This is a genomic window from Pseudomonas sp. FIP_A4, assembly GCF_036701605.1.
Taxonomy (GTDB): Bacteria; Pseudomonadota; Gammaproteobacteria; order Pseudomonadales; family Pseudomonadaceae; genus Stutzerimonas; species Stutzerimonas phenolilytica.
Map to the genome: position 1 here is coordinate 784,997 of NZ_JAYDXP010000127.1, position 18,839 is coordinate 803,835.

An 18,839-nucleotide genomic window follows, 5' to 3' on the forward strand; every position below is an offset into this window, starting at 1 on the left:
TGCCCTCCTGCGCTGCGTGCCATCAGGCCCGGACGGCGATGCCGCGCGCCTTGGCCATGGTCATCGCGGTGTCCGGGATCATGTCTTCCTGGCCGCCGATCATCTTCTTGCGGCCCAGCTCGACGAGGATGTCCCGCGCCGGCACGCCGAAGCGCTCGGCGGCCCGCTTGGCGTGCAGCAGGAAGGTCGAGTAGACGCCGGCATAGCCGAGGGTCAGCGACTCGCGGTCGACGCGCACCACGTGCTCCATCATCGGCACGATGATCTCTTCGGCGACGTCCATCAGCTTGAACAGATCGGCACCGGTTTCCATGCCCATGCGCTCGCACACGGCGGCGAAGACTTCCAGCGGCGTGTTGCCGGCACCGGCGCCGAGGCCGGCCACAGAGCCGTCAATGCGCGTGGCACCGGCCTCGATGGCGGCGATGGAGTTGGCGATGCCCATACCCAGGTTGTGGTGGCCGTGGAAGCCGATCTCGGTCTCGGGCTTGAGCACCGCACGCAGCGCACCGACCCGCGCCTTGACGTCCTCGGGCAGCATGTAGCCGGCCGAATCGGTAACGTAGACGGTCTGCGCGCCGTAGGACTCCATCAGCTTGCCCTGCTGGGCGATGCCTTCGGCGTCGTTGAGGTGCGCCATCATCAGAAAGCCCGAGGTGTCCATGCCCAGCTTGCGCGCATAGGCGATGTGCTGCGGCGAGGTGTCGGCCTCGGTGCAATGGGTGGCGACGTGCACGCTGCGCGCACCGCAGTCGTAGGCCGACTGCAGCTCCTTCATGGTGCCGAGGCCGGGGATCAGCAGCACCGAGACCTTGGCCTGCTTCATCTGTGCCGCGACGGCGCTGATGTATTCCTCGTTGCTGTGCGGCGCGAAGCCGTGCTGCAGCGAGTTGCCGCCCAGGCCGGCGCCGTGGGTGACCTGGATATAGGGCACGCCGGCATCGTCCAGCGCGGTGGCGACCTTGACCATCTGCGCAACGCTGATCTGTTCGCGCTTGGCGTGCATGCCGTCGCGCAGGCACATGTCATGCAGGATGACCTTGCGGCCTTTCAGACTGTTGGACTGACTCATCACGCAACCTCCACGGCAGGCAGCTGGATTTTTCCGGCCAGGATTTCCTCGGCGAACATCTCGGCGGTACGGGTGGCGGCGGCGGTCATGATGTCGAGGTTGCCGGCGTAGGTCGGCAGGTAGTCGCCCAACCCGGCCACTTCGAGGAATACCGAAACCTTGTTGCCGTCGAAGATCGGCCCGTTGACCAGGCGATAGCCCGGCACGTACTTCTGCACCTCGCCGATCATCTCGAGGATCGAGGCGGTGATGCGGTCGCGGTCCGGCTCCTCGTCGGTCAGGCAGTAGACGGTGTTGCGCATCATCATCGGCGGTTCGGCCGGGTTGATGATGCACAGCGCCTTGCCACGCCGCGAACCGCCGACCTTGCAGATTGCGCCGGAGGTGGTGGTGGTGAATTCGTCGAGGTTGGCGCGGGTGCCCGGGCCGATGGATTTCGACGCCAGGCTGCCGATGATTTCCGCGTAATCCACGCTCTGGATGCGCGACACCGCATAGACCACCGGGATGGTCGCCTGGCCGGCGCAGGAGATCATGTTGACGTTCATCTCCAGTTTCTCGGCGTGCGCCTTGAGGTTCACCGGCGGCACGCACAGCGGGCCGATGGCCGCCGGGGTGAGGTCGACCATCAGCACGCCGAGCGCGTTGAGCTTGCGGCTGTTCTCGGCGTGCACGTAGGCGCTGGTGGCGTCGAAGGCGATCTGGATGCCATCTTCGAGCACGTGCGGCAGCAGGCCGTCGACGCCCTCATGGGTGGTTTTCAGGCCCATTTCGCGGGCACGCTTGAGGCCTTCGGATTCGGCGTCGATCCCCACCATCCACACCGGTTCGAGCACCGGGCTGCGCATGATCTTGTAGATCAGGTCGGTGCCGATGTTGCCCGAGCCGATGAGTGCGCATTTGATCTTCTTCATTGTGCCTGCTCCCGTTTCGCGGCGCGCTGGGCGAGCGTCATACCGCCGACATAGAACTCCCCGCTGCTGTGTTCGGTGATGAGGATCCGTACCGTTTCCGGCGCGCAGTCGAGACTCTCGGCGACCGCCGCGGTGACGGCGGCGGCGACGCGGCTCTTCTGCTCGTGGGTGCGCCCTTCGACCATGTGCATTTCGATGATTGGCATGAGTGGTTCTCCGGTTAGTCGACGAAGCGCATCGAGACGCTGCCCAGGTCCTGGAAGCGCGCGACCACGTTGTCGCCGGGCTTCACCGCCACGGCTTCGGTGATTCCGCCGCTCATCACGAAGCTGCCGGCCGGCAGGCTCTCGTCCAGTTCGGCGAGGATGTTGACGACCATCGCGATGGCCTCGGCCGGATGCCCCATGACCGCCGCCGACGCGCCGGTGGCGACGATTTCGCCGTTGATCTCGATCACCACGCCGAGGGTGCGCAGGTCCAGATCCTCGACGTAACGCGGGCGGCCGCCGCCGACGAAGCGCGCCGACGAAGCGTTGTCGGCGACCACGCTGGCGAGGTCGAACTTGAAGCCGGAGAAGCGCGAATCGATGATCTCCACCGCCGGCAGCACGTAGTCGGTGGCGGCCAGCACGTCACTGGCGGTGCAGCCCGGGCCACGCAGCTCGTCCTTCATAACGAAGGCGACTTCGCACTCGACGCGCGGATGCACCAGGTCGGCGGTGGAGATGGCGGAGTTCTCCGGGCGCGCCATGCGGTCGGTGAGAAAGCCGACCGACGGCACGTCGACGCCCATCTGCTGCATCTTGGCCTTGGACGTCAGCCCGGCCTTCCAGCCGATCAGCTTGTGACCCTGGGCGATGAAGCGCTTGCGCAGCTCGTTCTGCACGGCGTAACCATCGGCGATGGTCATGTCCGGGTATTCGTTGGTCAGCTTGGGGATCGCATAGGCGCGGGTCTGCGCGCCCTCGACGCGCTCGCACAGGCGCACCACGTCTTCCCGCGAAAGTGTCAGGTTCATGCTCATGCCGCGCTCCTCCCGGAAAACTTCACCCGGCAACTGCCCAGGCCACCCACGGTGCATACCAGCTCGTCGCCATCGACCACCGGCACCAGCGCCGACTGCGAACCGGAGAGGATCACCTCGCCGGCCTTGAACGGAATGCCCAGCTCGCCGAGGGTGTTGGCCAGCCAGGCCACGGCGTTGGCCGGCGAACCCTGCACGGCGGCGCCGACGCCGGTGGAGAACAGCTCGCCGTTCTTCTCCAGCACCATGCCGGCCAGGGTGATGTCGAGCTTGCGCGGGTCGCCCTGAGTCTTGCCCAGCACGTACACGCCGCAGGAGGCGTTGTCCGCCACGGTGTCCTGGATCTTGATCTGCCAGTTCTCGATGCGTGAATCGACGATCTCGAAGCACGGCAGCACGTAGTCGGTGGCGCGGATCACGTCCATCGCGGTGATGCCGGGGCCCTGCAGGTCGTGCTTGAGGACGAAGGCCAGTTCGGCCTCGGCCTTGGGCTGGATCATCTGACCGAGGTCGATGGTGTCGCCCTCCTGAAACACCATGCCGCTGGTGAGGATGCCGAAGTCCGGCTGGTAGACGCCGAGGAATTCCTGCACCGGCTTGCTGGTGGCGCCGATCTTCTTGCCGACCACCCGCTCACCGGCGGCGAGGCGGCGGGCGACGAAGCGCTGCTGGATGCGGTAGGCATCTTCGATGCTGATGTCCGGCTCGCGCGCCAGCAGCGGTGGCACCGGGCGGCGCGCGACGAAGGCTTGGTAAAGCTCGTCGCCGTATTGTTCGATCTTGTTGTTATCCATGTCGTTCTCACAGGTTTGCGGCGGATAGGCACAGCCTTCCCCCAGGCGCAGGGCAAGGCGCAGCCGTTCTCAGAGCTTCACGCAGATATTGCGGGTCTCGGTGTAGAACTCGAGCGAATGCACGCCACCCTCGCGGCCGATGCCGGACTGCTTGGAGCCACCGAAGGGCGTGCGCAGGTCGCGCAGGAACCAGCTGTTGATCCAGGTGATGCCGACATCGACGCGCTCGGCGACGCGATGCGCGCGCGCCAGGTTGCTGGTCCAGATGGTGGTCGACAGGCCGTACTCGGTGGCATTGGCCTTGGCCACCACCTCGTCCTCGCTGTCGAACGGCGCGATGTGGCAGCACGGCCCGAAGATTTCCTCGCGCACCACGGCGGCGGTCTCCGGCAGCCCGGTCCAGATGGTCGGCTGCACCCAGGCACCCTCGGCCAGCTCGCCGGGCATGTCCGGCACGCCGCCGCCGGTGACCAGGGTCGCGCCCTCCTCGAGGGCCTTGCGGTAGTAGGACAACACCTTGTGCTGGTGCTCCAGGCTGATCAGCGGGCCGAAGTTGCTGCCGTGCACCTCGGGACGGCCGTACCTGACCGCCTCGGCCTTGGCCTTGAGTGCCTGCACGAAGCGCTCGAAGATCGGCCGCTCGACGTAGACGCGCTCGGTACCCAGGCAGACCTGCCCGGTGTTGAGGAACACCGAACGCGAGAAGCCTTCCACCGCGGCATCGAAATCGGCATCGGCGAAGACGATGCCGGCGTTCTTGCCGCCCAGCTCGAAGGACACGTCGCGCATGCCCTCGGCGGCGGCTTTCATGATCGCCGTGCCGGTGCGCGTCTCGCCGGTGAAGGTGATGGCATCCACGCCCGGATGGCGGGTGACGAACTCGCCGGCCGAATCCGGGCCGAAACCGTGCACCACGTTGTACACGCCCTTGGGAATACCCACGGCGTTCATCACCTCGCCGAGCAGTGCGGCGGTCTGCGGCGACTCCTCGGAGGGCTTGACCACCACGGTGTTGCCGCAGGCCAGCGCCGGGCCGACCTTCCAGGTCATCAGCATGAACGGCGCGTTCCACGGGCAGACCACACCGATCACGCCCTTGGGCTTGCGGATCGAGTAGTTCAGCGCGCCACGGCCATCCGGCGTGTCCATGCGGAAGGATTCGCTGGCGACGTTCTTGATGGTGTCGGCGAAGACCTTGAAGTTGGCCGCGCCGCGCGGGATGAACACGTGCTTCATGACGTGCTCGGGCTGGCCGGTGTCGGCCATTTCCGCGGCGACGAAGTCATCGAAACGGCGGGTGATCTCGTTGGCCACCGCGTACAGCAGCTCGACGCGGCGCTCGGTGCTCATCGCGCCCCATTCGCCGTGCAACGCGGCACGCGCGGCCTGCACGGCGGCGTCGACCTCGTCGCGGCCAGCCTCGCTGATCGAGGCGATGACGCGGTTGTCCAGCGGCGAGCGCTTGTCGAAGCGTCGGCCACTGGCCGCCGCGCGGTATTCACCGGCAATGAAGTTTTCAATCTGGCGCATGATCACTCCGCATCGTTGTTCTTGGACCGGCCAGCCGGTGCGATCGGGCTGGCCTTTGCGATTGAGTCTAGGGACGGCTTTCTATACCGGCTAATACTTTGTTACTTGCTAATTGATACCTGGCAGGTATGGCAATGGTCAGCCGGCGACCGCTCGCCAGGACGTCTGGCGAGCGACCGGGCGTCCTCAGCCGGGCATCTTGGCGAAGTGCGGCAGGTCGTCCAGCGGGCGGCCCCACGGCTGCGCGCTGTCGCAGTAGATGTGCATGGTCGGGCTGACCGACGCCGGGTTATCCAGGCTGGCGGCACGGACGAACTGCAGGTCCGGCAGCACCGTCACCTCGGAATACAGCGGCGAGCCGCACTCGCCGCAGAAGTGCCGCAGCACCGGGTTGCCGCTGTCGCCGCGGGTGGCGTAGCTGCGCGTCTGCCCGCGGCTGTGCAGCGCCGCGCGCGGCACGGCGAACACCGTGGACATGGCGGCGCCGCTGGCGCGCTGGCAATCGCGGCAATGGCAGTGGGCGACGATGACCGGCGCGGCCGCACAGTCGTAGCGCACCGCGCCGCAAGCGCAACCTCCGGCGAGTCTGATCTCATTCATGTGCCTCTCCTCGCTCAGATCGCCTTGAACAGCGGGCTGCGCACCTGCTGGGCGTCGGCCGCCGAAATGAACTTCTCGGTGTAGATGTCACGCTCGAACAGCCGGCCCTGCATCAGCGTGCTGATGCACGACTCGATCATCAGCGGCGGGCCGCAGAGGTAGGCCTTGTGGTCGCGGAAGTCGTTGTCGAAATGCGCCTTCGCCGCGTCATGTACGAAACCGCGGAACCCCTGCCAGGCGCTGCCTTCGGGCTCGTGGGAGAGCGCCGGGACGTAGTGGAAGTTGGGGTGACGGATGGCCAGAGCGAGGAATTCCTCGTGGTAGTACAGCTCCTCGCGGTTGCGCTGGCCGTAGATCAGCGTGATCGGCTTGGTGAAGCCTTCGGCCAGCAGGTCGAGGATCATCGAACGCGGGCTGGACAGCCCCGAGCCGCCGGCCATGAAGATCACCGGCAGGTCGGCGGACTTCTTCACGAAGAAGCGCCCGTACGGCCCGGTCAGGTGCACGCGCTCGCCGACCTGCAGCTGCTCGTGCACGTACATCGTGCCGCGCCCGCCGGGGACGATGCGGATATTCAGCTCCAGCTCGTCGGCGCCCGGCACGCTGGCGATGGAGAAGGCGCGGCTGCCGATCTCGTCCGGCAGCATCAGGTTGATGTACTGACCGGCCTGGAACTGCACGCCCTCGGCATCGTCGAGCTTGATCCAGACGCCCTTGATGGTCGGCGTCAGCGACTCGATGCGGCTGACGGTGCCGTAGTAGTCGCGCACCGGCAGGTTCAGCGAATCCGGGTCTTCCTCGACTTCCGCCTCGATGACCACGTCGCTCTCGACGGTGGCGCAGCAGGCCAGGCACTTCTGCTCCTCGCGCTCGAAGTCCATCAAGGCGAAGGTGGAGGCCTCGCCGTGGTCGATCTCGCCGTCCACCACCTGCACCTTGCAGGTGGCGCACAGCCCGTGGCCGCAGGCATGCGGCAGGTAGATACCGGCACGCAGCGCGGCGTCGAGGATGGTCTGGCCTTCCTCGATCTCGATGGTCTGGCCCAGCGGCTCGATGGTCAGTTCGTAGCTCATGCTCAACCCTCCTCGTTCACTGCACGGCGCAGACGCTGTTCAGGCCCGGTGTACGCAGGCGCAGCTGCTGTTTGTGGCCAATACCGTTGTCGGCCAGGCTGCCCTCGAAGTCCGGCACCCAGGGCTGGTTGCCCTTGAGCCATTCGGCCTTGCTCCAGTCGATGGCGGCGCTGTCCGGGTCGGCCTGCAGCAGCGGCTGCAGGTGGCGGTCGAGCAGTTCGCCGAGGCGGGTCTGCGGCGTCACGCAGAACATCATCGGCGCGGCGAACAGCAGGTGATGGTCCCAGCTGATGAAGACCAGCTGCTTGCCGTTGAAATTCTCGATTCGGTCGCGGGCGACGCCGACATACTCTTTGCGGGCAACTACGGACATGGTGATGTTCCTTCTTGTTGTTCTGTTCACGAAGCCGGCGTGACCGGCCTCGCCTGACTCCTGCGCCCGCAGGCGCAGGGATCGTCGGTCACTGGTTGGAGGTGGACTGCGCGCGCCAGCGCTCGAAATTCTCACGATCCTGCGAGGTGGCGAAGTCGCCGTTGTCCTGGCCGTCGGTGAGGAACGCCCAGTCCATCCAGGCACCCAGATCGCCATGCAGCGGCGCCTGCATCAGCCCCGGCATCGGCAGCCAGGCCTGGATGTACTTCTCCGGCTCGTTGTCGAAGATGTCCTTACAGCCGTCGGAGCAGAAGTGGTAGGTGTCGCCCTTGTAGACCGTCTCGCGGTGGCAGGTCAGCGTCGGGTCGCCCGGCTCGGTGAACAGGGTCGGCAGCTGGCAGCACTGACACAGCTTGGGCAGGCCGAAGTTGTTGAACGGCGCGCCGGTCGCGGCTTCGTGCTTCTTGATGTGCTCCCAGCGCGGGCGGTAGTACTTGTCGAAGGTGGTCGGGTACTTCTTCGACAGCCAGTCCATGTCCTCCTCGGACGGCACCCAGACGTGGAACGCGGTGCCGAACTTCCACTGGTACAGCGCCAGCATCAGCTGGTGCGACATGTGGTCGATGGCCTCCTCGGCCTGGTCCCAGTGCTTGGGCGGACGGATGCCGTAGCGCGCCAGGTCCTTGAACAGCGCGCCGCCGTTCTCCACGCCGTAGATGTTCCACGCCTCGCGCCAGCTCATCACGCGCTTGGGCAGCATGTAGTCCATCATCGTGCTGACCAGGCTCAGCACGCGCACGCCGCGCCAGAACCACTTGTCGATCCAGGCCTGGACGATCGGCAGGTTGTCCGGGTGCTGTTCGAGCATGAACTTGATGCACTCCAGCCCCAGCGTCATGTGCCGCGCCTCGTCGGACTGCGCCGAGAAGCCGAAGGTGACGGTGGCCATGTCGCCGTTGTAGGCGGCGCCGGACATGAACGGTACGAACAGCAGGTTGGTCAGCACATATTCGAAGCTGAAGCCGATCGCCATCATGAATTCGAACGGCCCGGCGGACATGGCGTCGTCGAAGAACGAGCGCGCCACCGAGGTGTACCAGATGCGGTCGCGCTGTTCGGCGAAGGCATGGAAGCCGTTGTAGAACTTGTTGTAGTTCGACAGCGCGTGGATCTGCGTCTGCGCGTGGCGGATCTCGTCGATGGCCTGCATCTGGCAGGCGACCTGGGTGCCAACGCCACGGAACTCGCGGCCGACACGGGCGAAGCCCTTGTGCGCCGAATATTCGGCGGGGCTGATGGCCTGCAGGAAAATCTTCAGTGCCGACAGGTAGCGCGCGTCGGTGATGTTCAGGTGGCCGTTGTTCTGCGCATGGGCGTCGATGATCGCGTAGAACTTGCGCTCCTTCTCCGCCTGGTACTTCCAGTAGGCGTCCATGGTCAGGCGGAACGGGTCTTCCCACTTGTCCCAGTCGGTGATCTTGATGCCTTCGTAGTCGATGTACGGAAAGATTTCGGCGCTGCTGCGATAGCTCGGCTCCCAGGCCAGGTCGCGGGTCAGCAGACGGTATTTTTCCTTCTGGGTCAGTTTCTTGTTCTGGGTCTTCATATCCATGGGAAAGTCCTCGCTCAGGAGCGCCAGGTCAGGGTCAGCGAGTCTTCGTCTTCGCAGACGTTGCCCGACAGGGTGATCAGGTTGACGTTCAGCTCCTGCATGTCGAAGCTGCGGCCGATCTGCTCCTCGATGGTTTCGCGGTTGATCACCAGCTGGCCGGGAGCGTCGATCTTGACCATCGACGGTTCGCGGTTGACCACCGCCTCGGGGTTGTCGAGTTCGATGGCCTCGATGATCGGGCGGGTTTCTTCGTTGGCTTGCAATGCGATGAATACGGTGGACATGTCGTAGCTCCTCAGATGACCACGCCGGTCTTGTCGAGACGCGCCTTGAAGGCGTCCAGTTGTTCGCTGACGATGTCCTCGGCTCGTTCGGCGAAGATCTGGCGCACCAGCGGCAGCAGCGCCGGCACCGCGCGTTCGCGCCAGACGCCGACCCAGGCCTGCAGCTGCTCGCGGTTGGCCTCGGATTCGCCGGCAGCGGTCTTGATCACCGCATCGACCCACTTGCGGGTCTCCTCGAACCAGTCGCTCATGAACTGGGTGAGCATGGCCACTGCCGAACCGCCGTTGGCGGCGAAGTGCTCATCGACGATGCGCGCGTAGACCAGCGGATAAAGCAGGCCGTCGAGCACCAGGTTCTGCGCCACGAACGACTCGAACGGGTCGCGCAGCACCAGAGTGTCTTCGACATAGCGGCGCAGTTCCTGCCAGGCCGCACCTTGCATCCAGGCCGCTTTGCCGGCGTCCAGCGCCTCGGTGCCGCCCAGCAGCAGACCGATGCGCGACAGGTACTGGGCGGTGCCCAGGTTGTCCATCGCGTGGTAGATGCACGGCTGGGTGAAGATCGCGCTGTAGCCGTAGCCGCAGATGAAGGTGTTGTTCAGGTTGGCGCCCCAGGCGGCGTGGCGCAGCGGCACCAGCAGCTCCAGCGCGGCGGTGCGCACCGCCTCGGGCAGCAGCTCGACCAGCCCGCGCGACTCGACGAAGGTGAAGTTGGCCTCGGTGGTTTCCTGCTGGCGCGCGCGCGTCAGGGTGTAGGTGCTGTAGTAGAACTGACGCGGGTCTTTCAGCGCGTACCAGTCGCGCATGACGATCTTGCTGATGGCCGGGTCGTAGAGTTCCTGGTCCGGGTCCCAGGTCGGCCGGTAATGCAGGTTTTCCGCGGCCTGGATGTCGTAGCTGCCTTCCTGGTAGCGCGAGGCGGGCTTGTCGCCGAAGCGCCGGGCCAGATGGTCGAAGGTCTGCCGCAGGGGCTGGATGCTGACCGTACGAAGATCGATTTGCATGTGTTGTCTCCCTCCGCGCCCCGCCGCTGGCGAGACGCTGGTGTCTTAGTGCTTGAAACGAATCCGGGTGGCATCGGCGAGCCGCCAGTTCCACTGCGCGGCATCGGAGCCGTCGTCGAGCACGCCGGCTTCCGGCGGCAGGACTTCCACCGCGTTGGCGGTGCAGAACTCGATGAAGGCCTCGTAGGTCAGGATCATTTCGACGAACAGGTCCGGCTCGCCGATGGCGAAGTCGAACTCGACGAATTCACCGCCCCGGCTGCCGGTGATGCGCACGTAGCGCTTGCGCGTATCCAGCTCGGCCGGCGTCATGTCCAGCGCGTGTTCGGGCGTGCTCATGGCCGGCTCCTCACGTCACGACGGTCAGGAAGGTTTCGTGCAGCTTGCGTTGCGGGTAGTCCAGCCCCTGGCCGAAGTTGTCGAACGTCCAGGTGATCGGCTCGTAGTCGGGGTACGGCTGATAGCCGCCCATGAAGGTCTCGAAGCGGTTGCCGGACGGGTCCCAGGCATAGATGGTGCAGCCGCGGGTGACGCCGTGGCGGGTCGGGCCGATGTCCACCTCGACGGCGTTCATCGACATGATGTCGCCGGCGCGCAACACCTGCTCCCAGCTCTCCATCAGGAACGAGCAGTGGTGCAGCTTGCCCGGCTCGGGGTATTCGGCGAAGGCGATGTCGTGGACCTTGTGCGAGCAGGACAGCCAGATCGCCGCTTCGCCTTCGCCATCCGGGGCGAGCACGCGTTCGACCAGATAGAAGCCCAGCACTTCGGTGAAGATCTTCTTCACGTCGGCGACGTTCGGCCCGTACATCAGCGCGTGGTCAAGACGTACCGGACCGATGCCGTGCTCGCGGGCCTGGGTCCAGGGTGCCGGGTTCACCAGGCCGGCGCCGTTGCCGACGATGGTCTTCTCGGCATACAGCTCCATCAGGTGCCCGGAAGGCAGTTCGAAGCGCACGCGCTCGCCGGTTTCCAGCATCTCGCCGGCGGGGATGCGGGTGGTTTGCAGGCCATAGGCGCGCAGGTCGGCGTCGAGTTTTTCCAGGGTGGCGCGGTCGAGCACCTTGAAGCCGAAGAAGTCGAGACCGGCGCTGTCGGCCTCGCGGATCACGTAGGAGTTGTGGTCGCGTTCATCCCAGCATTTGAAGTAGACGCGACCCTGCGCGTCGCGGCCGGTTTCCACCAGACCGAGGACGTCGCGGTAGAACCGTACCGCTTCTTCCAGATTGAGCACACGGACCTGGGCATGGCCCGGCCTCAACACACCTGTCATCGCCATTTCTTGTCTCCGTTATTGGCTAATGAGGCTTGGTTGCGGTCTGCCTGGCGGCACACCGTAGACCTTTCTGTTGTTGCAGCAGAGGTAGTGCAGGGACGGTGCCAACTCGTTTAATTCATTGATTTACATGACTTTTAAGCTAAACAAGGTGCATCTCGAAGCGGCGCTGGACTTACGTTTATGTCCAACCGCCCTCGCCGCCTTACAAAAACGTAAAGCCTGCTGGCCGTTCATGGTCGACGGCGCGCGGCAATGCGCCGGAAATCACCGGCAATAGGCCGTCGCACGGCGGTTTGCGTGAGGAAAAAGCCTGCGCTGAAATGCCGCAGGCCAGCCGGCGGACGAAAATGTCCGCTGGCTGGCCGCATCGGCAGGGAGAACCGCGGGAGGTGTTCGTTTTGGTCAGGTACGCGGGCCTCAGCCCAGCGTCTGCTTGACTCGGTAGGCCAGCTGCCGACGGGTGATGCCGAGCAGGCGCGCAGCGTGGGTGAGGTTGCCGTTGGCGCGGCGCACCGCCAGTTGCAGCAGTTGCGCCTCGTGCGCCTGCAGGTCGAAGCCGTCCTGCAGCAAGTCGTCGTAGAGGCTGTCGAGCCGGGCCTGGCGGGCGTTGCCGACATGCCCCTGGGGATCGACCGCCGCGCCCGGCGCGGGCGCAGGCGCCATGCCCGGGAACAGGTACTTGACCTCGACCTGCTCGCCCGCCGGGGTCAGCAGCACGGCGCGCTCGATGATGTTCTCCAGCTCGCGCACGTTGCCCGGCCAGTCGTAGTCCATCAGCGCCTGCATGGCCAGGTCGCTGACGCCCTGCAGGGTCTTGTGATAGGTCGGCGAGTATTTTTCCAGCAGCACCGAGACCAGCACCGGGATGTCCGCCTTGCGCTCGCGCAGCGGCGGGATCACCAGCGGATAGGTGGCCAGGCGGTAATACAGGTCGGCGCGAAAACGTCCTTCGGCGATGGCCTGCTGCAGATCGACGTTGGTCGCCGCCACCAGCCGCACGTTGACCTTGCGCGGCTTGTCGTCGCCCAGCCGCTCGACTTCGCCGGTCTGCAGCACGCGCAGCAGCTTGACCTGCGCCGAGGGTGACAGCTCGCCGAGTTCGTCGAGGAACAGCGTGCCGCCGTCGGCGCGCTCGAAACGCCCGGCGCGCGAGGCCTGCGCGCCGGTATAGGCGCCCTTCTGCACGCCGAAAAGTTCGGCCTCGATCAGGTCGTTGGGAATCGCCGCGCAGTTGACCGCGACGAAGGGTTTGTCCGCGCGCGCGCTGTTCTCGTGCAGCCACTGGGCGAAGACTTCCTTGCCGACCCCGGTCTCGCCCAACAGCAGCACGGTGATCGGGCTGTTGGCGGCCTTGCTGAGCAGCTCGAAGGCGCGACTGAAGGCCGGCGAACTGCCGACCAGATTGCCCGGCGCGCGCAATTCGACCTGCCGGCTGCGCAGCTGCCAGAGGTTCTGCTGGAGATCCTCGAAGGCCGTGGGTGTGTCGACCTGACAGTAGTCCAGGTCGACGTCGTCGCCCCAGGCTTCGGCCGGCTTGCCGACCATGGTGCAGATGGGGTCGCCACAGCAGGTGCAATGGGTCTCACGGAACACGATCAGCCGCTTGAAGAAGCGCGACACGTAGCCCGACGCATAGCCGGCCATGGTCCAGCAGGCCATGTGCTCGCCGACGCCGAACAGTTGCAGGTGCGATTCGGCTTCCCACGAGTTGGCGCAGCTGACATCGCCGAAGAAGGTGCCTTCTTCCCAGTCGATCCTGGCGTCGGTGATGGTCGAGCGCACCAGCCCCTCGAAGGCGTGCAGCTCCGGGCCGATTTTGAACACGTCGTAGGCGTCGCCCTGGCCGTAGAGCTTGTGCGCCAGGTCGGCGTCGTTCTGCCCGGCGGCAAACCCCATGCGAAACAGCAGACCCTGGGCGCGCTTGGGACCGAGCGACTCAAACAGCTCCTGGCGCAGCGCGCCGAACGCCTTGGCGTGCAGCAGCAGCATGCGGTTCTCGTCGAGCCAGATCTGTCCGCTCTGGATGTCGAAGCGCAATCGCGACCTTAGGTTGAAGCGCTCGATCAGGGGTTGCTCGGCCATGGTCTTTTCAAGGCATCCCGGGTATCGGCCCATGATTATTGTTATTCCTGTTTGATGCTGCTTCTGGTACCGCCAATCCTTCGTTTGTAAGCGCACCGCCCTGGATTGTCACATGGGCTTTAGTCTAGGCGCCCAGCGCCGTACAGGCCTGCTTGACACTGGCATAGGCGGCGCGCACCAGCGGCACGCTGCGTTCGCGCTGCTGTTCCAGCGCACCGTTCTGCGCGGCCGCCAGCAACGGATCGCGCTGCGCACGGTAGTCGAGCAGCGCCTGGCGCAGTTGCGCCAGCGCTTCGCGACGCACACTGGCCGGCAGCTGGGCGAGCAGTCCGTCGACCTCGGCGTCGAGCCGCTGGATGCGCTGCACGTGCGGCAGCATCTGCTCACGATTGCGCGCGTTGATCACCATGATGGTGTGCGCGCGGGTTTCCTCGACGGCTTCGAGCAGGCTGGCGTAGGCGTCACGGTTGACGTCGATACGGTTGGCCAGGCTCTTGAGTTCCACCAGCCCGAGCATCAGCTCGCGCAGCCCCTTGTTGCAGTCGTTGACCTTGCTGTCCAGCGTGCCGGCGAGCTGCGCCACCTCGCTGGAATCGTCAAGCAGCTGGCCGGCGCTACGTGCCTGGCTGTCGGCGTTGTCGGCGATGACCTGCACCGCACTGACGGTGTCCTGCGCGGTGGCGGCAATGCCGCCGAGCACCTCGGCCGCGGCGGTGGAGCGCGCCACCCCCTCGTCCGTGCCGCGTCGCGCGCCGGCCAGGCGCTGGTCGAGGCTGTCGATACCCTGGACGATCAACGAGATGATCTCGCCGACGCTGAGCGTGGCATTGCCGGTGCTTTCGGCCAGCTTGCGCACTTCGTCGGCAACCACGCTGAAGCCGCGGCCCTGCTCGCCGGCGCGCGCCGCCTCGATGGCGGCATTGAGCGCCAGCAGGTTGGTCTGCCCGGCGATGCCCTGGATGATCGCGACGATCTCGCCGATGCGCCCGACCTGCTTGCGCACGCCGTCGAATTCCTCGCCGACGGCGGTGACGTTGGCCGACAGGTCGAGCATGGCGCCGGCCACCTGGCGCACCTGCGCGCCGCCGCCGGACACCTGCTCGCGCGCGCTGGTACTGGCTTCGGCCAGACCCAGCGCCTGCTGCAGGGTGGCACGCGCCTGGTCGGCCATGTCCTCGACGCGCCCGCGCGAATCGCGCGCCAGTGCCGACTGCTTGTCGGCAGTGGCCACCGCCTCGGTGAAGCCGGACACCAGCGTACCGGTGGCGACGGTCAGGTCGCAGGCCAGTTTGCTCATGTGCTTGACCGCCTCGACCTTACCCTGCAGTACCTGCTGCAGCAGATCGAGCGAACGCCGGGCGTCCCCGCCGGCATCCTGCGGATCGTCGAGCAGCGCGCGGATGCCGTCGATGCGCGCGGTGAGTGCCCGTTCGCGACGCGCCACACCAGTCAGCAGTAGCAGCCCGAACGGCACCAGCAGCGCCAGCCACAACCCGCGCAGCTGCAGGGCATCGAGCCCGCCGAGGCAGGCAACGCCGGCCAGCGCCAGCATCGCGATCCAGTCCTGGGGATATCGATTCATGCGGGTCTCCTGGCCGGGTCGGTTCAGGGCGTCACGCCGGCTGGCTGGGGCTGGCTGCGCAGCACCGGTGCGGCCATTGGACGGAACAGGAAGTGCGCCAGCGCCGGCAGCAGGATCAGCGCGCCGAGCATGTTCCAGATGAACATGAAGGCGAGCAGGATGCCCATGTCGGCCTGGAACTTGATCGGCGACCAGACCCAGGTGGCCACGGCGATGCCGAGGGTGATGCCGGTCAGCACCACCACCTTGCCGGTGAAGGTCAGCGCCTTGTAGTAGGCCTCGGACAGCGAGCGGCCGGCACGCAGCTGCGCCAGGGTCACGGTCATCACGTACAGCGCATAGTCCACACCAATACCCACGCCGAGGGCGATCACCGGCAGGGTGGCGACCTTGACGCCGATGTTCAGCCAGACCATCAGCGCCTCGCAGAGCACCGAGGTGATCATCAGCGGCACCACCGCGCAGACCACCGCACGCCACGAGCGGAAGGTAATGAAGGCCAGCACGATCACCGCCGCGTAGACCAGGAACAGCATCTGCACGTTGGCCTTCTTCACCACGATGTTGGTGGCCGCCTCGATGCCGGCGTTGCCGGCGGCGTTGAGGAAGCGGATCTCGTCGCTGCCGTAACGGGCGGCAAAGGCTTCGACGGTGTTGACCACGCTGGTCAGGGTGTCGGCCTTGTGGTCCTTGAGGTAGGCATAGACCGTCAGCAGGTCGCAGTTCTGGTTGAACATCTCACGCGGGGCGCGGGTGATGATGGCGTTGAGCATGTCCTGCGAGCGCGGCATCTCGAACCATTTCATGCTGCCTTCGTTCATCCCGGCGTTGGCCACCTTGGCCAGCCCGGCCAGCGAGCTGGTGGTCTCCACGCCCGGCAGCTGCTGCAGCTCGCGCTCCAGCGCATCCACCGCACTCAGGGTGCTGTAGTGGGCGCAGGCGTATTGCGGGGTCTTGACCATGACGATGTAGACGTCGCTGCTCGCCGCGTAGTTGGCGACCATGAAGGCGTTGTCCTGGTTGTAGCGCGAATCGGCACGTAGCTCCGGCGCGCCGGGATCGGTGTCGCCGATCTTCAGCTGGAAGCTGAACGCCAGGCCGACCGCACCGAACACCACACCCAGCGCCACCGCCGCACCGGCCCAGGGCATGCGGGTGAACAGGTCGAGGAAGGCCCAGAACGGGTGCTTGCGATGCTGCGGATCGTTGGCCTCCGTCAGCTCGGCCTTGAGGCTGCGCTGGGCGGCGACCGGGCTGACGCCGGTGTAGGACAGCAGGATCGGCAGCAGCACCAGGTTGGTGAAGATCAGCACGGCGACGCCGATGCTGGCGGTGATGGCCAGATCCTGGATGACCTGGATGTCGATCACCATCAGCACGGCGAAACCCACCGCGTCGGCCAGCAGCGCGGTGAGGCCGGCGAGGAACAGGCGGCGGAAGGTGTAGCGCGCCGCCACCAGCTTGTGGGTGCCGCGGCCGACGTCCTGCATGATGCCGTTCATCTTCTGCGCGCCGTGGCTCATGCCGATGGCGAACACCAGGAACGGCACCAGCACCGAGTACGGGTCCAGCTCGTAGCCGAGAGTCGGCAACAGGCCGAGCAGCCAGACCACCGCCACCAGCGAGCAGGCCACCACCAGCAGGGTGCTGCGCAGGCAACGGGTGTACCAGTAGAGCACCGCGGTGCAGATGACGATAGCGGCGGCGAAGAACACCAGCACCTGGCGCAGGCCGTCGATCAGGTCGCCGACCACCTTGGCGAAGCCGGTGACGTGGATGGCGATCTGCTCCGACTGATACTTGTTGCGCAGTTCCTCGATGCGCTGCGACAGCGCGTGGTAATCGATGCGCTCGCCGGTCTCGGCGATGCGCTCCTGCAGCGGCACCAGGATGATGCTGGACTGGTAGTTGGCCGCCACCAGCTGGCCGATCTCGCCGGAACGCTCAACGTTGATGCGCACCTGTTCGAGGCTTCCCGGCGAGCCGTCGTAATCGTCGGGAATCACCGGGCCGCCGTCGAGGCCGTCCTCGGTGACGCCGGTCCAGCGCACCGCCGGCGCCCACAGCGATTTCATGTACGGGCGGTCGACGCCAGGCAGCAGAAACACTTCGTCGCTGAGCTTGCGCACGGTGTCCAGGTACTCGTCATCGAAGATGCTGCCGTCTTTCGCCTCCACCGCGATGCGCAGCGTGTTGCCCATGCCGGCCAGCTGCTTGCGGTTCTCCAGGAAGTTGGCGATGTACGGATGGCTGGTTGGAATCATCTTCTCGAACGCCGCGTTGAGCGACAGGCCGAGCGCCTGATAGCCGAGCACCAGGGTGACGAACAGGCACAGGCAGACGATGACCAGACGGTTGTTGAACAGCACGCGCTCGGCGAGGGTGCCGGACTGGCGGTCGAAGTCCTTGATGTCACCGATGACCAGGTCGGTGGGTACGGACGGCATGTGGCTCATCATTGGACTCTCTCTGCAAGTGCAGTGGGTTCGGCCAGCGCGGCGGGTTCGACGCGGACCAGCCCGCGCGTGCCGGCCAGCACCAGCGCGCCATCGTGGGTCTGCAGCAGGCTGGTGATGCTGGTTGCGGCGGCGGCCGGCAGGGTGGTGAAGCTCTGTCCGCCGTCGACGCTGTGCAGCAGGCGGCCGCTTTCGTCGGCCAGCAGCAGCGCACCGTCGCCCAGGCTCAGCGCGGCATTCACGGTGTTCTCCTGGCCCAGCTCGACGCGTTGCCAGCTGGCGCCGCCGTCGGCGCTGCGCCAGGCGTTGCCGCGCAGGCCGTAGGCCAGCAGGGCATCGCCGCCCAGTTCGAGCGCGCCGAAGAAGGTGCCGGCGTAGGGCGTCTGCACCGCGGCAAAGTGCGCGCCGGCATCCACCGAGCGGAACAGTGCGCCCTGCTCGCCGGCGATCAGCAGCGCGTCACCGGCAATCTGCACCTGATACAGGTGCTTACCGCGCGGGTTGGGAATCTGCCCGACCAGCGACTGCCAGTGCTGTCCGCCGTCGGTGGTGTACAGCGCGATGCCGTAGGCGCCGACCGCGTAGCCGCGCTGTTCGTCGGCAAAGCGCACGCCGAGGAAGGGTTTGTCCGGGCCATCGGTCACGAGAAATTCCGCACTGCGCAGCGCCGCCGCGGCGCCCTCCTCGCCGGCGTCGGCACGCCGCTTGGCGTCGTCGCGGATGATCAGCGCCGCCTGCTTGCCGTCGAGCTGGCGCGTCCAGCTTTCGCCGCCGTCGCTGCTGTGCAGCACCACGCCGCTGTGGCCGACCGCCCAGCCGTGACTGGCGGAGGCGAAATGCACGTCGGTCAGCGCCACGCTTACCGGCACGCTGCGCGCCTGGCGCCAGCTGCGTCCGGCATCGTCGGAGAGCAGCACGATGCCGCGTTCGCCCACCGCCACCAGGCGTTCGCCGGCACGGCTGACCGCCAGTTGCAGGCTGTGCTGGGCACGCGCGCTTTCCCGCGCCGGGAGGTCGAGCAGGTCGGGAACGGTCTGCCCGCCGGCCGCGTGGGAGAGGCCTGCCAGGCAGGTCAGGGAGAACAGGGCAGCGGCCAGGGCCGTGCGCCGGTGGAGCGGAATCAGCGCGTGCATGGTACGTACTCGCATCCGACTCCCGCC

General features: G+C 66.2%; 18 protein-coding genes. All 18 read right to left on the minus strand.

Translation table 11 applies throughout. The features are described 5' to 3' along the window. Positions 1-22: 22 nt before the first annotated feature. Positions 23-1,075 (minus strand): 4-hydroxy-2-oxovalerate aldolase, encoded by a 1,053-nt coding sequence (gene dmpG, locus U8L64_RS19055; protein ID WP_333398553.1) that lies wholly within the window; start codon positions 1,073-1,075, stop codon positions 23-25. Beyond that, on the minus strand, positions 1,072-1,986 hold the full coding sequence (locus tag U8L64_RS19060; RefSeq protein ID WP_043294953.1) for an acetaldehyde dehydrogenase (acetylating): 915 nt from the start codon (positions 1,984-1,986) through the stop codon (positions 1,072-1,074). Before U8L64_RS19060 ends, dmpG begins: the two co-directional genes overlap by 4 nt. After that, positions 1,983-2,192: a tautomerase family protein gene (locus U8L64_RS19065; protein WP_043294952.1), complete on the minus strand. Its 210-nt coding sequence runs from the start codon at positions 2,190-2,192 to the stop codon at positions 1,983-1,985. The genes U8L64_RS19060 and U8L64_RS19065 overlap by 4 nt, the downstream gene beginning before the upstream one ends. A 14-nt stretch (positions 2,193-2,206) precedes the next feature. Next, on the minus strand, positions 2,207-3,010 hold the full coding sequence (dmpH, locus tag U8L64_RS19070; RefSeq protein ID WP_333398555.1) for a 2-oxo-3-hexenedioate decarboxylase: 804 nt from the start codon (positions 3,008-3,010) through the stop codon (positions 2,207-2,209). Next, positions 3,007-3,804: a 2-oxopent-4-enoate hydratase gene (gene dmpE / locus U8L64_RS19075; RefSeq protein ID WP_054094255.1), complete on the minus strand. Its 798-nt coding sequence runs from the start codon at positions 3,802-3,804 to the stop codon at positions 3,007-3,009. The genes dmpH and dmpE overlap by 4 nt, the downstream gene beginning before the upstream one ends. Positions 3,805-3,873: 69 nt before the next feature. Beyond that, positions 3,874-5,334 carry a 2-hydroxymuconic semialdehyde dehydrogenase gene (locus tag U8L64_RS19080; protein WP_333398558.1) on the minus strand — a complete coding sequence of 487 codons (1,461 nt, stop codon included), beginning with the start codon at positions 5,332-5,334 and terminating at the stop codon, positions 3,874-3,876. A gap of 186 nt (positions 5,335-5,520) precedes the next feature. Next, a complete protein-coding gene (locus U8L64_RS19085) occupies positions 5,521-5,934 on the minus strand; it encodes a GFA family protein (protein ID WP_043294948.1) in 414 nt (137 codons plus the stop codon). A 14-nt stretch (positions 5,935-5,948) separates the two neighbouring features. Continuing rightward, positions 5,949-7,007 carry an NADH:ubiquinone reductase (Na(+)-transporting) subunit F gene (locus tag U8L64_RS19090; protein ID WP_234303041.1) on the minus strand — a complete coding sequence of 353 codons (1,059 nt, stop codon included), beginning with the start codon at positions 7,005-7,007 and terminating at the stop codon, positions 5,949-5,951. A gap of 16 nt (positions 7,008-7,023) precedes the next feature. Continuing rightward, a complete protein-coding gene (locus U8L64_RS19095; RefSeq protein WP_043294946.1) occupies positions 7,024-7,380 on the minus strand; it encodes a phenol hydroxylase subunit P4 in 357 nt (118 codons plus the stop codon). Positions 7,381-7,468: 88 nt separating this feature from the next. Then, a complete protein-coding gene (locus U8L64_RS19100; RefSeq protein ID WP_043294944.1) occupies positions 7,469-8,992 on the minus strand; it encodes a YHS domain-containing protein in 1,524 nt (507 codons plus the stop codon). A gap of 14 nt (positions 8,993-9,006) precedes the next feature. Continuing rightward, positions 9,007-9,276 (minus strand): MmoB/DmpM family protein, encoded by a 270-nt coding sequence (locus U8L64_RS19105; RefSeq protein ID WP_333398563.1) that lies wholly within the window; start codon positions 9,274-9,276, stop codon positions 9,007-9,009. 11 nt (positions 9,277-9,287) lie between these two features. Then, a complete protein-coding gene (locus U8L64_RS19110) occupies positions 9,288-10,280 on the minus strand; it encodes an aromatic/alkene monooxygenase hydroxylase subunit beta (protein ID WP_333398565.1) in 993 nt (330 codons plus the stop codon). 45 nt (positions 10,281-10,325) lie between these two features. After that, positions 10,326-10,619, minus strand: a complete 294-nt coding sequence (locus tag U8L64_RS19115) for a phenol hydroxylase subunit (RefSeq protein WP_333398567.1) — start codon at positions 10,617-10,619, stop codon at positions 10,326-10,328. A 10-nt stretch (positions 10,620-10,629) separates the two neighbouring features. Then, the gene (locus U8L64_RS19120) at positions 10,630-11,559 is read right to left on the minus strand and encodes a catechol 2,3-dioxygenase (protein ID WP_043294941.1); all 930 of its coding nucleotides are present in this window, start codon (positions 11,557-11,559) and stop codon (positions 10,630-10,632) included. Between the two features lie 417 nt (positions 11,560-11,976). Then, positions 11,977-13,641 (minus strand): sigma-54-dependent Fis family transcriptional regulator, encoded by a 1,665-nt coding sequence (locus tag U8L64_RS19125; RefSeq protein ID WP_043294940.1) that lies wholly within the window; start codon positions 13,639-13,641, stop codon positions 11,977-11,979. Positions 13,642-13,765: 124 nt separating this feature from the next. Next, positions 13,766-15,223, minus strand: coding sequence for a methyl-accepting chemotaxis protein (locus U8L64_RS19130; RefSeq protein ID WP_237263006.1), 1,458 nt, complete (start codon positions 15,221-15,223; stop codon positions 13,766-13,768). 23 nt (positions 15,224-15,246) lie between these two features. Beyond that, positions 15,247-17,679, minus strand: coding sequence for an efflux RND transporter permease subunit (locus U8L64_RS19135; protein ID WP_333398572.1), 2,433 nt, complete (start codon positions 17,677-17,679; stop codon positions 15,247-15,249). Further along, on the minus strand, positions 17,679-18,827 hold the full coding sequence (locus U8L64_RS19140) for a WD40/YVTN/BNR-like repeat-containing protein (protein WP_234303045.1): 1,149 nt from the start codon (positions 18,825-18,827) through the stop codon (positions 17,679-17,681). The genes U8L64_RS19135 and U8L64_RS19140 overlap by 1 nt, the downstream gene beginning before the upstream one ends. Positions 18,828-18,839 lie beyond the last annotated feature (12 nt).